This window comes from Luteimonas terrae (assembly GCF_004358165.1).
GTDB lineage: Bacteria > Pseudomonadota > Gammaproteobacteria > Xanthomonadales > Xanthomonadaceae > Luteimonas > Luteimonas terrae.
In genome coordinates this window covers 452,254-466,536 of sequence record NZ_SMTG01000002.1, presented here as the reverse complement: position 1 = coordinate 466,536, position 14,283 = coordinate 452,254, and the positions used below count along the sequence as shown (strand labels likewise).

At 70.1% G+C, this 14,283-nt stretch carries 12 protein-coding genes and 1 tRNA gene; 3 read left to right on the top strand and 10 right to left on the bottom strand.

The genetic code is table 11. The annotated features are described in order from the left end of the window. Positions 1-36: 36 nt before the first annotated feature. Genes hisB through E2F49_RS02300 form a run of 5 tightly spaced genes read right to left on the bottom strand, consistent with a single transcriptional unit; the run spans position 37 to position 4,780 of the window. Positions 37-1,122, bottom strand: coding sequence for a bifunctional histidinol-phosphatase/imidazoleglycerol-phosphate dehydratase HisB (gene hisB / locus E2F49_RS02320; RefSeq protein WP_133392441.1), 1,086 nt, complete (start codon positions 1,120-1,122; stop codon positions 37-39). Beyond that, positions 1,119-2,201, bottom strand: coding sequence for a histidinol-phosphate transaminase (gene hisC, locus E2F49_RS02315; protein ID WP_133392440.1), 1,083 nt, complete (start codon positions 2,199-2,201; stop codon positions 1,119-1,121). Before hisC ends, hisB begins: the two co-directional genes overlap by 4 nt. Next, on the bottom strand, positions 2,198-3,535 hold the full coding sequence (gene hisD, locus E2F49_RS02310) for a histidinol dehydrogenase (protein ID WP_133392439.1): 1,338 nt from the start codon (positions 3,533-3,535) through the stop codon (positions 2,198-2,200). Before hisD ends, hisC begins: the two co-directional genes overlap by 4 nt. Continuing rightward, positions 3,532-4,446, bottom strand: a complete 915-nt coding sequence (gene hisG / locus E2F49_RS02305; RefSeq protein WP_133392438.1) for an ATP phosphoribosyltransferase — start codon at positions 4,444-4,446, stop codon at positions 3,532-3,534. The genes hisD and hisG overlap by 4 nt, the downstream gene beginning before the upstream one ends. Positions 4,447-4,456: 10 nt before the next feature. Next, positions 4,457-4,780 carry a YerC/YecD family TrpR-related protein gene (locus E2F49_RS02300; RefSeq protein ID WP_133392437.1) on the bottom strand — a complete coding sequence of 108 codons (324 nt, stop codon included), beginning with the start codon at positions 4,778-4,780 and terminating at the stop codon, positions 4,457-4,459. Positions 4,781-4,910: 130 nt separating this feature from the next. Between E2F49_RS02300 and E2F49_RS02295 the strand changes: the two genes are divergently transcribed. Further along, positions 4,911-6,155, top strand: coding sequence for a M15 family metallopeptidase domain-containing protein (locus tag E2F49_RS02295; protein WP_133392436.1), 1,245 nt, complete (start codon positions 4,911-4,913; stop codon positions 6,153-6,155). Between the two features lie 3 nt (positions 6,156-6,158). Further along, positions 6,159-6,473 (top strand): tetratricopeptide repeat protein, encoded by a 315-nt coding sequence (locus E2F49_RS02290; protein WP_279486865.1) that lies wholly within the window; start codon positions 6,159-6,161, stop codon positions 6,471-6,473. Positions 6,474-6,676: 203 nt separating this feature from the next. Here E2F49_RS02290 and E2F49_RS02285 read toward each other — a convergent pair whose 3' ends face one another. From E2F49_RS02285 to cydD, 5 genes are read right to left on the bottom strand one after another with little or no spacing between them, the layout of a single operon-like run. After that, positions 6,677-7,039, bottom strand: coding sequence for a hypothetical protein (locus E2F49_RS02285; RefSeq protein ID WP_133392435.1), 363 nt, complete (start codon positions 7,037-7,039; stop codon positions 6,677-6,679). After that, the gene (locus E2F49_RS02280) at positions 7,036-8,949 is read right to left on the bottom strand and encodes an HAL/PAL/TAL family ammonia-lyase (RefSeq protein ID WP_133392434.1); all 1,914 of its coding nucleotides are present in this window, start codon (positions 8,947-8,949) and stop codon (positions 7,036-7,038) included. Before E2F49_RS02280 ends, E2F49_RS02285 begins: the two co-directional genes overlap by 4 nt. 52 nt (positions 8,950-9,001) lie before the next feature. After that, positions 9,002-10,372 carry a histidine--tRNA ligase gene (gene hisS / locus E2F49_RS02275; RefSeq protein WP_133392433.1) on the bottom strand — a complete coding sequence of 457 codons (1,371 nt, stop codon included), beginning with the start codon at positions 10,370-10,372 and terminating at the stop codon, positions 9,002-9,004. A 39-nt stretch (positions 10,373-10,411) separates the two neighbouring features. Then, a complete protein-coding gene (gene cydC / locus E2F49_RS02270) occupies positions 10,412-12,103 on the bottom strand; it encodes a thiol reductant ABC exporter subunit CydC (protein WP_133392432.1) in 1,692 nt (563 codons plus the stop codon). Next, positions 12,100-13,914: a thiol reductant ABC exporter subunit CydD gene (gene cydD, locus E2F49_RS02265; RefSeq protein WP_133392431.1), complete on the bottom strand. Its 1,815-nt coding sequence runs from the start codon at positions 13,912-13,914 to the stop codon at positions 12,100-12,102. The genes cydC and cydD overlap by 4 nt, the downstream gene beginning before the upstream one ends. Before the next feature lie 209 nt (positions 13,915-14,123). Between cydD and E2F49_RS02260 the strand changes: the two genes are divergently transcribed. Next, positions 14,124-14,200 (top strand) — tRNA-Pro (locus E2F49_RS02260). Positions 14,201-14,283 lie beyond the last annotated feature (83 nt).

The window sequence follows — 14,283 nt, the reverse complement described above, 5'->3', positions numbered from 1 at the left end:
GCCTGCTCAGAGGCTGCGGAGACAACCCGAGCGCCATCACAACACCCCCTTCGTACTCGGCAGTGCATCCCCGCTCCGGCGCACCGCTTGGCCAAGCGCTCGCGCGAAGGCCTTGAAGCACGCCTCGACCTTGTGGTGATCGTTCTCGCCCTCGACCTTCAGGTTGAGATTGAGCGCGGCCGCATCGCAGACCGAGCGGAAGAAGTGTTCGACCAGTTCGGTCGGCATGTCGCCGACGCGCTCGCGCACGAAGCTGCCGTCGAACACGAGGTACGGACGCCCACCAAAGTCCAGTGCAGCGCTCGCGAGCGTCTCGTCCATCGGCAGGGTGAAGCCGTAGCGGCCGATGCCACGCTTGTCGCCCAACGCCTCGCGCAGCGCCTGGCCGAGTGCGATGCCGGTGTCCTCGATCGTGTGGTGTTCGTCGATCTGCAGATCGCCTTCGGCCTGCACCGTCAGCGCGATACCGGCGTGCTTGCCGATCTGGTCGAGCATGTGGTCGAAGAACGGCAGGCCGGTCGAGACCTGGGCATCGCGTGCGGCATCGAGGTCGAGTTCGACGCGAATTTTCGTTTCCTTCGTGTTGCGCACGACCGTCGCGCGGCGCGGCGCATCGCAGAGTTCATGGGCGATCTCGGCCCAGTTCCACTCGCCGCCGAACTGCGGCGTGCGCAGCTTGAAGCCGCGGATCTTCAGGTTGTCGGCGAACTGGATGTCGGTGTCGCGGTCGCCGACCATCGCCGAGCCGTCGAGATCGATGCCGCGGTCGCGCAGGTAGTGCATCACCAGGCCCAGCGCCGGCTTGCGCGTCGGTGCGTTGTCGGCCGGCCAGCTCTTGTCGACCAGTACTTCGCGGAAGCTGATGCCTTGGCTTTCGAAGATCTGCAGCATCAGGTCGTTGGGGCCGTCGAACGTCGCCTGCGGATAGCCTTCCGTACCGAGACCGTCCTGGTTGGTGACGATGACGAACTCGAAGCCGGCATCGCGCAGGCGCAGCATCGCGGGAATCACGCCCTGGACGAAGCGCAGCTTGTCGAAGGCGTCGATCTGGAAATCCGCCGGTTCCTCGATCAGGGTGCCGTCGCGGTCGACGAACAGGATCTTCTTGCCACGCGCGCTCATGCCGCGATCTCCAGGGCTTGCAGGGCCGACAGCACGCGCGCGTTCTGCGCCGGCGTGCCGAGACTGATGCGCAGCGCGTCGCCGAGCTGCGGGGCGGCGCGTTGATCGCGCACCACGATGCCGGCCGCAAGCAATGCGGCGAAGGCGCGATCGGCGTTGTCGAAGCGCACCAGCAGGAAATTGCCGGCAGACGGATACACGCGTCGTACGCCCGGCAGCGATGCCAGCGCCGTGGCCAGCGCATCACGCTCGGCGATGGTCTTGGCGGTGCGCGCCTGCGTGGTCGCCAGCGCCGCTGGCGACAGGCCGGCCAGCGCAAGGTCGGCGCAGGGCGTGGGCACCGGATACGGCGCCTGGCAGCGACGCAGCACCGCGATCAGCGCCGGCGTACCGATCGCCACGCCGATGCGCGCAGCAGCCAGGCCGTGCGCCTTGGACAAGGTGCGCAGCACCAGGATGTTCTCGTGTGCGGCCAGCAGCGTGGTCGCCGACGGCGCATCCGCGAACTCGACATAGGCCTCGTCGACGACGATCAGCGCACGATCGGCCAATACCTCGGCCAGCGCGACGACATCGCCCAGCGGCACCAGCCCACCGGTCGGATTCGACGGCGAACACAGGAACACCAGCTTGGCGTTGCGTGCCAGCGCCGTTTCGCGCACCGCTTCGACATCTAGCACGAAGCCGTCGACGCCATCGATCAGCGGCACCTCGACGAAGGCCGCGCCCTGCAGCCGCGCGCTCACCGCGTACATGCCGAATACCGGCGGCGTCGCCAGCACCGCATCGCGGCCGGGCACGCACAGGGCGCGCACCAGCAGATCGATGGCCTCGTCGCTGCCGCGTCCGATCAGCAGCTGCGTCGGATCCACACCGTACAGCGCGGCCAGTGCGGCCTGCAGCTCGGGCGGCTGCGGCGCGGGATAGCGCCGGCAACGGCCATCGGCATCGCCGGGATTCGACCACGGCGCCTCGTTGGCATTGAGCCAGACGTCACCGTCGATCTTCTGCGAACGCGCAGACGCGTAGCCGGCGAAATCGCGGAGGTCTTCGCGAACCAGAGTGAGCACCCCGCTCATGCCGCCGCCTTCGCGATCCGCAGGGCGACCGCGTTCGCGTGGGCGTCGAGGCCTTCGGCGCGGGCCATCGTCACTGCATCCGGACCGATCGCGCGGATGCCGCGCGCCGAGGCCGACTGCACGCTGACCATGTTCTGGAAGCTGGCCACACTGACGCCGCTCCACGCGCGGGCCGCGCCGCCGGTCGGCAGCACGTGGTTGGTGCCGCTGCAGTAGTCACCCAGCGCTTCGGGTGTCCAGTCGCCGAGGAACACCGAACCGGCGACCTCGACCTTGGCGAGCCAGTCGCGCGGACTGCGCAGCGCGAGGATCAGGTGTTCGGGCGCATAGCGGTTGCTGATGTCGAAGGCGACATCAAGCGTATCCACGCGTAGCAGGCGCGAGCGGGCCATCGCCTGGCGGGCGATGTCGGCGCGCGGCAGCACGGTCAGCTGCGTGGAGAGTTCGACACGCACGCGTTCCAGCAATGCGTCGTCGTCGGCGAGCAGCAGCACCTGCGAATCCGGGCCGTGTTCGGCCTGCGACAGCAGGTCGGCGGCGATGAAGGCCGCGTCGGCGTCGGCATCGGCGATCACCAGCACTTCCGAGGGGCCGGCCGGCATGTCGATCGCAACCGTGCCCGACTGCGCGACCTGCTGCTTGGCCTCGGTGACGAAGCTGTTGCCGGGGCCGAACAGCTTGTCGCAGGCCGGCACACTGGCGGTGCCGAAGGCCATGGCCGCGATCGCCTGCGCGCCGCCGAGCTTGAAGACGCGATGCACACCGGTCAGGCGCGCGGCGACCAGCACCGCGGGATCGGCGCTGCCGTCGGGACGCGGCGGCGTGCACAGCACCACCTCGCGACAGCCGGCGAGCTTCGCCGGCACGCCGAGCATCAGCGCGGTCGACGGCAGCGGCGCGGTGCCGGCCGGCACGTACAGGCCGACACGCGGAATCGGGCGCACGATACGGGCGCAGTCGACGCCGTCGGCGGTCTGCACTTCGTAGCTCTTCGGCACGCCGGCGGCGTGGAAAGCCTCGATGCGCGCGGCGGCGTTGCGCATGGCCTCGCGCAGGTCGTCCGGCACCGCGGCTTCGGCGGCGGCGAACTCGTCCACGCCCACTTCGAAGTCCGCCAGTTCGACGCGATCGAAGCGCGCGGTCAGTTCGCGCAGCGCGGCATCGCCGCGCGTGCGCACGTCGTCGAGCACGGCAGCGACCGCGGCGCGGGTCTGCGCGGCGACGGCCTGGGTGGGACGACGCAGCAGTTCGGTGCGCACGTCGGCATCGGCGCCGGACCAGTCGACGATCGCCGGAACCGCGTCGTCGATGCGCGTGTTGGCTGTCGTGTTCATGCCAGCATCCGCTCCACCGGCAGCACCATCAGGCCAACGGCGCCGGCCTGCTTCAGCGCTTCGAGGCGCGGCCAGGTCATCGCGCCGTGGCAGAGCACCTGCAGCGCGACCCGGTCGCTGCCATCGACCTGCAGCAGCGTCGGCGCCTCGGCGTCGGGCAGCAGCTTGAGCAAAGCGTCCACACCGTCGCGGCGCGACTGGAACATCACCAGCCGGCTGTCGCGCAGACGCAGCACGCCGTCGAGACGTCGCAGCAGCAGCGCGGCGAGTTCCCCGCGCGCATCGGCGAAGGGCGTGACCGGGCCGGCCAGCACCGCCTCGCTGGTCATCAGCGTGACCGCGGGCTTGAGCTGGTTCGCGGTCAACGTCGCGCCGCTGGACACCAGATCGCAGATCACGTCGGCCTGACCCAGTCGCGGCGCGATCTCGACCGAACCGGACAGCGTGACGATCGTGGCCTGCACGCCGTTGGCGTCGAGCCACTGCTGCAGCAGCCCCGGATAGCTCGTCGCGATACGGTTGCCCTGCAGCTGCGCCGGCCCCGTCCACGCCTGCGATTCGGGAATCGCGATATCCAGCCGGCAGCCGCCGAAACCGAGGCTGCGCACCGCCTTCGACACCTGCGGCTGGCCGCGCAGCGCACGATCGGCGCCGACCTCGTCGAGCACGTTGCGCCCGACGATGCCGTAATCGCAGACGCCATCGGCCAGCAGACCCGGAATGTCGTCGTCGCGCACGAGCAGCAGATCGACCGGCAGGGTCTCGCCGTAGCAGAACAGCTTGTCGCGGCTCTCGCGCCAGGACAGGCCGCAGGACGCCAGCAGCGAACGCGCCGGGTCGCTGAGGCGCCCCGACTTCTGGATGGCGATACGCAGGCGGTCGCGCGCGGCGCCGCCGTTCACAGGACTCATGGGGATGACCTCAGTGGGATTCTTGGGTGCGCGCCGTGCGGCGGGCCGCGATCGCATAGCCGCCGGCGCCGCGATCGAGCGTGCGTGCGACCCGGCCGACCGTCGTCACGCTGACGCCGGTGCGCTCGTGGATCTCGCGATACGGCACGCCCTGCTGCAGCAGCGGCACCACGCGCCAGCGGTCGACCAGCGCTTCCAGCTCGGCCGGCGTGCACAGATCGTCGAGGAAACGCGCGACCTCGTCGGCGGTCTTCAGCTGCGCGAACGCATGCGCCAGCGCCGTCAGGGAAGCATTGACTTCATGGTCCGGCAGGGGTTCGGGACGCTGCTTCACGGGATCGCTCGAATGTTTCAATGTATTAGCGTGCTAATACATTACGCCGATCACCGTGGAAGTCAAATCCGGTTCGCCCGCCCGGCGATGTCGTGTTCCAATCGGTTCACCTCCGCCGCGAAGGATTGCGATGCGCCGCACCCGCTTCGGCCTCTGTCTTGCGCTGCTGCTCGCGGCGCCTGCCACTGCCCTCGACGACGCACCTGCCACCCCGCCGTTCGACTCCGCGGCGGCACTGGACGACTGGCTGTCGCACAACGCCTCGCCACTGGACCTGATGCCGCCGTATGCGCGCGCGTTGTTTCTGGATTCGCTGGGCTTCGGACCACAGGGTCTGCATACCTTGCCGGTCGACATCCTGATGGCCGAACTCACCACCAAGGAGGCCGCGGACATGCTGCGGCTGCTGCTGGATGGCGACGCGCCTTTCCAGGGGCTCACGTCAGAAGAGGCGACGCGCCTGCGCGCAGCGCGTGCCGAAGGGCGCCTCGGTCCGCCGAGCGAAGACGTGCTGCGCGCTTATCGCAGCTGGCAAGACGCCCTGCAGCGAGATCACGCCGCCAGCGACGCGACCGCCGCCATCGACCGGCTGATCGCGCGGGAAGCCGCATCGGACCACGACACGGGCGAGGACCTGCGGCTGCTGCAGCGGGCTGCCGTCCAACGCGCGGCCGAGGCCCCGGACGACGTCCGCATCGACAACGCGGTTGCGCTGCATGCCCGCCTCCGATCGCGAGGGCTCGCGATGCGCACCGATCATCGCGATCTGCAGCAGGCGCTGCTCCGCGGCGGTCGCCTCGAGCAGGCGCGTGCCTTCACTGAAAGCCTCCCGGATGCGGGGCTTCCGCCGGTTCCGGTGCTCGACACCGCGCGCCCGTTGCCCGCGGGTGCCGTCGGCATCTGGACCATCCAGGCGGACGACGCCCCTGTCCCGACATTGCGACTGGACGCCATCGACCTCGGCACGCGGATCGTCGTCGTGTCTTCGCCGGGCTGCAGCTTCAGCACTGCGGCAGCGGCCGCGATTCCACTCGATCCCGAACTCGGCCCGCTCTTCGCGGCGCACGCGACCTGGCTGATCGCCCCGACCGCGATCGCCGAGGCCGCGATGCTGCGTGCCTGGAACCGGCGTCATCCTGCCACGCAGATCCACATCGCCACCCATGCCGCGCAGTGGCCGATGGATTTCGACACGACACCGCAGTTCCTGGTGTTCCGCGACGGCGTGCTGATCGAACGCTTCGGCCGCTGGGAGCGCGACGGCAGCGATCGCGACGCATTGCACACGATGCTGGCCCGCGCCGGATTGCTGCGTTCCACCAGCCCCGCCCCGGCTGCGGGCGACAATCCGCCGCAGACTTCTGGACGGGAGTAATCGGTGCGCGAGCGGTTGCAGGCAATGCTGGATGCGGGGCGCGATGACGCGCTGCTGCGGTTCGGGCTGGGCAATGCCTGCCTGCAGGCCGGCGACGCGGAGGCGGCCGCCGGTCATCTCTCGGCGGCGACGCGGCACGACCCGGATTACTCGGCCGCCTGGAAGCTGCTGGGCAAGGCGCTGTTGGCACTGGGTCGCGAAGGCGATGCCGAAGCGGCGTGGCGCGCCGGTCTGGACGCGGCGACGCGACGCGGTGACGTGCAGTCGACGAAGGAGATGACGGTGTTCCTGCGGCGGATCGAGCGCAGGCGCAGGTAAGCGCGACAGCTGACGCGCTTGTGGGAGCGACCTTGGTCGCCATCCCGGGAGTGTTCAAGGCACCGTGCAAGTTGGCCGCTACCGATACCTCCGGGCGCATCGCGCGCCAGCGCGCTCCCACAGGCCGCCCCGGCGCACCCGTAGGATGGGTTGCGCTGCGCTCTACCCATCCTACGAAAAGTGCGGAGTCCGACGAACGCGGATCAGTCGGCCAGCAGCTCGCGGTGCAGGCCCAGCCACGCCAACGCGACACCGCACAACGCCGCCAGTGACGACATGAACACACGCGCGGCGAGGAAGTTCGGGTCGTGGATCTTCTGCAACGCGATGCGGGCGTAGACCGGCGATTCGAGCTTGACCACACCCATGTAGAACAGATGCCAAGCGTCGATGCCGGCGGCGACCGCGATCGCGGCGACGCAGCTCCAGCCCAGGGCGTGACCCTGGGGCCAGCGCCACTTCGTGCCCAGCCGGTGGAACAGCAGATAGGACACCGCGCCGATCGCGAGGGCGATCAGCGCGGCCTCGAGGACACCCAGCCAGCCGAAGTGCAGCGGCAGGTTCAAGCGGCCTCCCGACCCGGCACGCGCCAGCGCGGCAGCACACCGAGCAGCGCGCCGCCGGCGACCAGCTTCACCGCAGCCGCGACTTCGCCGTCGAGCGCGCGGTCGCGATCGAGGAACGGAATCGCATCGCGCACCACCGCATGGGCCGCGGCGACGACGCTGCCGGGATGGAAGGGCTCACACGCGGCGAGTTCGGCGCGCAGGCCTTCGACCTCGTCGACGAAGGCGCCGCGCGTCGGGCGGTCGGATGCCGGGCCGCCCTGCACCTTCGCCGCCAGGGCGTCCGCATCGCCACGCCGGGCCAGATCGCGCGCGGCATTGATCATGTCGACACGCAGATCCAGCGCCTGCGCGGCGGTGTAGATCTCCAGCGCGATCACCTTGCCCAGATCGTCCGCCATCGACAGCACGTGCCGCGCTTCGTTGGTGCCCATGGACACATGGTCCTCGGCGTTCGCACTGGTCGGCACGGAGTAGACGCTGGCCGGATGCGCGCGCGTGGCGAGATCGTTGACGATGGCCGCGGCCGTGTACTGCACGATCATGTAGCCCGATTCGGTCGCATCCTCGTTGCCGATCAAAAAGCCCGGCAGGCCGTCGTTGGTCGACGGATCGACCAGCTTGTTGAGGCGGCGCTCGGAGATCGAGGCCAGCACCGGGATCGCCGCCTTGACGTAGCTCATGGCGAGCGCGAGCGGCATGCCGTGGAAATGACCGGCGGAGATCACCTGCTCCTCGACATGCTCGGCCGCGCGTTCGGGGAACACCAGCGGATTGTCGGTGACCGCATTGAGTTCGACGTCGAACACGCGCTTGGCCTGCTCGACCGCATCGCGCACGGCGCCGTGCACCTGCGGAATGCAGCGCAGCGAATAGCTGTCCTGCGGCTGGTGCTTCTTGCCGCCGCGGAACGGGCGGAAGCGCGTGTAGAACTTCTCGCGCCCGTGGCGCTGGTCGCTCGGCACCCAATCCCAGCCGATGTCGAAGCGCAATGCCTGCGACTCGGCGGTATCCCAGCTGGTCGGCAGCCACGGCCGGAAGCGCGGCACGAGGTGATACGGAATGTCGGCGAGCGTGGAGCCGGCGAGCAGTTCGCGCAGATGCGCGGCGACTTCGACCTGCCCCGGATGCGGGCGCAAAGCGTGCACATCCGGATCGAATGCGCCGAGACGACCGGCGAAGGCGTCGATCGTCATCGCCGCGGCGAGATCGGCAGTGTCGAGCAGCGCGTCGAGCTTCTGCAGCGCCAGCACGCCGGTGGCTAGCATCTGCGCGGTGCCGTTGTTGAGCGCCAGGCCTTCCTTGTACGACAGCGTCACCGGCTCGAGACCGGCGCGCTTCAGCGCGTCGGCACCGGACATGCGCTCGCCATCGACAAAGGCCTCGCCACCGCCCAGCAGGACGATCGCCAGATGCGACAGCGGCGCGAGATCGCCGGATGCGCCGACCGAACCCAGCGCCGGCACCACCGGCACGATGCCCGAATTGAGCAATGCGGCCAGCGCCTGCAGCGTCTGCACGCGGATGCCCGAATGGCCCTTGAGCAGCGTGTTGATGCGGATGCACAGCATCGCGCGCACCACGTCGGCCGACAGCGGTTCGCCGACACAGACCGCGTGGGTCACGATCAGATTGACCTGCAGTTCCTCGTGCAGCGAACGGCCCGAGGGCGTCGCACCCGGCAGGTCGTCGCGCAACGGACGCGCGCCGAGCAGGCGATCAGCGTTGCTGCCGAAGCCGGTCGACACGCCGTAGATCGGTTCCTCGCGACGCACCTGCTCGGCGAGGAAGTCGGCGGCGCGGGCCACGCCCTGCAGCGCGTCGTCGTCGAGCGCCACCGGCGCGCCGTGCGCGACCATGACCAGTTGCGCGCGCGTCAGCGAACGGCCGTCGAGGCGGATGGATTTCATCGTGCGTCTCCCTCCCGGAGCACAGAGGCGGCGCGAGGCGCCGCCGACAACATCAGGGCATCGACCGCGCCTGCTCGCGCTCGACCAGCAGCGTGCGCGCCAGGTCGTCGTCGGCCACTTCGAACTGTTCGCCGCGGCGCAGATCCTTGACCGCGACCACGCCCTTGGCGATCTCGTCCTCGCCGCGGATCACGACGAAGCGGATCCCGGCGCGGTCGGCGTACTGCATCTGCTTGGCGAGCTTGCGCGGTTCGAGCTGGGTTTCGACGTTGAGTCCGCTGCCGCGCAGGCGCTGCGACAGCGCGAGCGCGTCGGGCAGCGAGGCGTCGTCGAGCAGGGTCACCAGCACGTCGACCGAACTGTCGGCCGTCGCCACCAGCCCCGCTTCGCGCAACTGCCAGAACAGGCGCGTCAGGCCGATCGAGATGCCGACGCCCGGCAGTTTCGACCTGGTGTAGTGGCTGGCGAGGTTGTCGTAACGGCCGCCCGAGCAGATCGAACCGATCTGCGGGTGCGCGTCGAGAATCGTCTCGTAGACCATGCCGGTGTAGTAGTCGAGACCGCGCGCGATCGACAGGTTCAACGCATAGCGCGATTCCGGCACGCCCAGCGCCCGCAGCTGGCCCAGCAGTTCGCGCAGTTCATTACGACCCTCTTCGAACAGCTCGGTACCGGCGCCGAGCGCGTCGAGTTTGGCCAGCGCATCGTCGTGGCCGGTCGAGCGCACGCGCGAGAACGCGAGCAGGCGCTCGGCGACTTCGTCGGACAGGCCGAACTCCTCACCGGTCAGCGTGGCGCGTACCGCGTCCTCGCCACGCTTGTCGAGCTTGTCGATCTCGCGCAGCACGGTCATCTGGCGCGTGTCGTCGATGCCCTGCCCTTCGAAATAGCCGCGCAGCAGCTTGCGATGGTTGAGCTGGATCGTGAATTCGCCGATGTCGAGTGCAGCGAATACCGCGCTGATCACCGCCGGCACTTCGGCGTCGTAACGCGGCGAGAGCGAATCCTTGCCGATCACGTCGATGTCGCACTGGTAGAACTCGCGGAAGCGGCCGCGCTGCGCGCGCTCGCCGCGGTAGACGCGCTGCATCTGGTAGCGACGGAACGGGAATGCGAGGTCGTGCTCGTGCTCGGCGACGTAGCGCGCCAGCGGCACGGTGAGGTCGAAGCGCAGCGCCAGTTCCGGCAGGCCCTCGGCCGCTTTCTCGAGCGCGCCGGTGGACTGCACGAAATACACCTGCCGCTCGGTCTCGCCGCCGGATTTGGTCAGCAGCGTGTCCGACAGCTCGAACACCGGCGTCTCGATCGGCAGGAACCCGAAGCCCTCGAACGTGCGGCGGATCGTGTCCAGCATCCGCTGGAAGGCGATCTGGTCGCGCGGCAACAGTTCCATGACGCCGGGCGGGGTCCGGGGCTTGATCATGCGGGCAGGCTCTTCGGTGGTACGGATGGAGGCGATAGTCTACCGGCCGGCTGCCGGGGCGGCTTCCGACAGCCGGCCATCACGCAGCCACAGGTGGCGGTCGACGAGGCCGTGCGGCAGCGCGCCGTGGGTGATCAGCAGCAGGCTGCGGCCGGCCAGCAGGGCCGGCAGCTCACGTAGCAGCGCATCGGCGGTGTCGTGGTCGAGGCCCTCGGTCGGTTCGTCGAGCAGCACCAGCGGCGCATCGCGCAGCAGCGCGCGCGCCAGCGCGAGACGCCGGGCCTGGCCAGCCGACATAGTCACGCCGGACTCGCCGACCCACGCGTCCAAGCCACCGATGCGCTCGGCCCAGGTGCGCAGACGGACCTGCGATAGCGCGTTCCACAGCGTGGCGTCGTCGGCGTCCGGCGCGCCGAAGGCGAGGTTGTCGCGCACGCGGCCGGCGAACACCGGTGCGTTCTGCGGCAACCACGAAAGCCGCGCATACCACTGCGCCTGCGTCATTGCGCGCAGATCCACCCCGCCCCAAGTCACACGACCGGTCTGCGCGTCGGCGCTGCGCAGCAGCAGCGCGCCGAGCGTGGATTTGCCCGCGCCGCTGTCGCCGCTGATCGCGACACGCTCGCCGGGTGCCAGTGTGAGATCGAGCCCGTCGAGCACCGGTCGCGCCTCCGGCGTCCATGCAAAACGCACGTGCTCGAAACGCAAAGCGCCGTGCGCCGGTACCGCCATCGGCTGCGCGGGATCGACGATGGCGGGCGCTGCGCCGGCCACCGCGTCGAGCCGTGCGATCGACGCGCGCGCCGCCTGCAGGGACTGCCAGGCCAGGCCCGCGCCAGACCAGACCTCGAACAGACCGATCGCGATGAAGAACACCGCCGCCGCGTGCGCGGCCGGCAGCGCGCCGGCGGTGAATCCGGTGACGACGCTCCACAGCAGGCCCAGCAGTCCAAGCGCCGCGACACCGCCGTGCAAGGCCTGCGCGTCGGCCAGGCGGCGTCGGCGGGCGCGTTCGAGCGTGGCGACGTGCGCGGCATCCGCGTCCACGTGCGCCAGCCAGCCGGCCGTCGCACCGAGCGCGGCGAGATCGGCCTGGCCCTCGTACAGTTCGTGCAACCGGGCGCGCAATGCCGCCTTGCGCGTCGCGCGGTCGGTTTCCTCGGCAGCCCGTCGCCACGCGACGCGTGCCGGCACCAGCAGCGCCAAGGCCACGCCGACGGCCGCCAGCCACGTCGCACTCGGCGGGTGCAGCCAGGCGGCGACACCGAGCCCGAGTAGACCGGTACCGAGCAGCGCCAGCAGCGGACCGGTCGCGCGCAGCAGCAGGCCATCCACCGCGTCGATGTCGTCGAGCAACCGCGCCAGCAGATCGCCGGTGCGCAGGCGACCGAGCTGCGCCGGGCTCAGCCGCAGCGCGCGCGCGAAGAACCAGCTGCGCAGGTCGCGGGCGAGGCGCAGCATCGTGTCGTGGCCGAGCAGCTTTTCCAGATAGCGCGAGACGATACGCGCCAGCGTCAGGCCGCGGATGCCGGCCGACGGGGTGAAGAAGTTGAACGCGCCCAGTGTGCCGAAGGTCAGCGCGGCGCCGGTCAGAAAGCCGCCCGACAGGCCGAGCAGACCGACGCCGGCGGTCAGGGTCAGCAACATCAGCGCCACGGCCAGCAGCACCCCGCGCCGATGTCCGCGCAGCAGCGCGCGCGTGCTGGCGATGTCTTCCGCGGCGCGGCTCATGCGCTCTGCTCCACCGGTGGCGGCACGCGCCATTGCGCGCCGGCCCATGCGACGACGGCATCACTGTGGGTCGCGACGACCACCGTGCAGTCCTGCAGCCAGTCATCGAGCGCAGCCAGCAGATCGCCTTCGGTCCCGGCATCGAGGAACGCGGTCGGCTCGTCGAGCAGCAACAGCTGCGGCCGCAGCAACAACGCGCGCGCCAGCGCGACGCGCCGCGCTTCGCCGCCGGACAGGCCGAAGCCGCGCTCGCCGATCACCGTGTCCATCCCGTCCGGCAGCGCCGTAGCGAACCGCGTCACCTGTGCGACGCGTGCGGCCTCGGCCACGTCGGCATCGCTGGCGTCGGGCGCGCCTATGCGGATGTTGTCGGCGAGGCTGCCGTCGAACAGCCACGGCCGCTGGCTGGCGAGCGCAATGCGCGTGCCGGGCGCGACGGATACCACGCCCGATTCGGCAGGCAGCCAGCCCGCGATCGCATCGAGCAGCGTGCTCTTGCCCGAGCCGCTGGGGCCGACGAGCGCGAGACGATTGCCTGCGGGGATCTGCAGGGACACGTGCTGCAACGCGGGTGCGCGGGCGCCCGGATGGCGGAGCGTGGCGCCTTCGATGCAGACCAGCGCTGCAGCTCCCGGCGAGTCGCTCTGGCTCCCTCCCCCGCCTGCGAGGGAGGGTTGGGGTGGGGGCGATATCCGCGCGCCCCTGGCGTGTGTCGGCCCACGCGGTTTGCCCCCATCCCAACCTTCCCCCGCGCGCGGGGGAAGGAGCTGTTTCACCGCGAGGTCAGGCAATCCATCGAACGCCGCCTCGATCTCCGCCACCGCCGCCAGCGCGTTCGCGCGGTCGTGATAGTTCGCGGCCAGGCGCCGCAGCGGCGCGTAGAACTCCGGCGCCAGCAGCAGGCAGAACAGGCCCGTCGACAATGGCAGCGTTTCGCCGCGCAGGTCGAGCATGCCCAGATAGGTGAAGCCGAAGTACACCGCGACCAGTGCGACGCTGACCGAGGCGAAGAACTCCAGCACCGCCGACGACAGGAACGCGATGCGCAGCACGCGCATGCTGCGCACGCGGATGGTCTCGGTGGCCTCGCCCACCTGCGCCAGCTCCGCATCGCCACGGCCGTAGACGCGGATCAGATCCAGTCCGCGCAGGCGGTCGGTGAAATGCGCGCCGGCGCGCGCGAGGGCGACCAGCTGCCGGCGGCCGGCGGTCTCGGCGCCCATGCCGATGAGCATCATGAACATCGGCGCGAGCGGCGCGGTCAGCAGCAGCAACAGGCCGACGACCCAGTCGACGCAGAACACCGCGACCAGGATCGCCACCGGCACCAGCAGCGTTTCGGCGCGCGCGACGAGGTAACCGCCGAAGTAGTTCGCGGTCGCATCGACGTGACTGGTCGACAGCGCGACCAGCGCGCCGCTGCGACGTCCGCGCAGCCACACCGGGCCGCGTGCGGCGATGGCCGTGGCGATGTCCACGCGCATCCGCGCGAGCACCGATTCGACGACATCGGCCTGCACGCGCTGCGCCGCCCAGACCAGCACGGTGCGCGCCAGCAGGGTGCCGCCGAGCAGGAGCATCGGCGCGCGTACTGCACCCAGCCCAGCGCCCGCGAACAGCAGCGCGTCGAGCGCCCAGGCGATCGCCGCGGCCTGCGGGATCCACATCCAGCCCGCCAGCACCTGGCAGGCGCAGGCGATGCGATGGCGACTGCGCCACGGCGACAGCCGCGCGTCCAGCCACTGCGTCCGTTGGCGTCGCTGCGCGCCGGCGGTCGTCGCCGGCAGGGGCGCGCTTGCCTGCGCGCTCATGCGGAACTGGTCATGCGGAAGCTGTCATCCGGTGCTCGCGTGGTTCGGACACCGCACACCGGTATCGCGAGCCGCTATTATCGCAGCCCGCCGCGCCCGGACGCGGCCGCCGTCCCTGCGACGCGTGGCCGCAGATGCCGGGATCGACAAAGTTCGACGAAGTGCTTGCCCTCTCCGCGGGAGCATCAGTAGAATGCGCGGCTCACCTTCGGGGTGTAGCTCAGTCTGGTAGAGCGCTACGTTCGGGACGTAGAGGTCGCAGGTTCGAATCCTGTCTCCCCGACCATCCGCAGTCTTGCGGCAGGTGACATCGAAAACCGGCTTCGGCCGGTTTTTTCGTTTTCCGGCCGTGCCCGTTTCGCGGCGAAT

Excerpts from the sequence above, each read along its gene's own strand:
- hisB (WP_133392441.1), bottom strand. The coding sequence starts at position 1,122 with ATGAGCGCGCGTGGCAAGAAGATCCTGTTCGTCGACCGCGACGGCACC.
- hisC (WP_133392440.1), bottom strand. The coding sequence starts at position 2,201 with ATGAGCGGGGTGCTCACTCTGGTTCGCGAAGACCTCCGCGATTTCGCC.
- hisD (WP_133392439.1), bottom strand. The coding sequence starts at position 3,535 with ATGAACACGACAGCCAACACGCGCATCGACGACGCGGTTCCGGCGATC.
- hisG (WP_133392438.1), bottom strand. The coding sequence starts at position 4,446 with ATGAGTCCTGTGAACGGCGGCGCCGCGCGCGACCGCCTGCGTATCGCC.
- E2F49_RS02295 (WP_133392436.1), top strand. The coding sequence starts at position 4,911 with ATGCGCCGCACCCGCTTCGGCCTCTGTCTTGCGCTGCTGCTCGCGGCG.
- E2F49_RS02280 (WP_133392434.1), bottom strand. The coding sequence starts at position 8,949 with ATGAAATCCATCCGCCTCGACGGCCGTTCGCTGACGCGCGCGCAACTG.
- hisS (WP_133392433.1), bottom strand. The coding sequence starts at position 10,372 with ATGATCAAGCCCCGGACCCCGCCCGGCGTCATGGAACTGTTGCCGCGC.
- cydC (WP_133392432.1), bottom strand. The coding sequence starts at position 12,103 with ATGAGCCGCGCCGCGGAAGACATCGCCAGCACGCGCGCGCTGCTGCGC.
- cydD (WP_133392431.1), bottom strand. The coding sequence starts at position 13,914 with ATGAGCGCGCAGGCAAGCGCGCCCCTGCCGGCGACGACCGCCGGCGCG.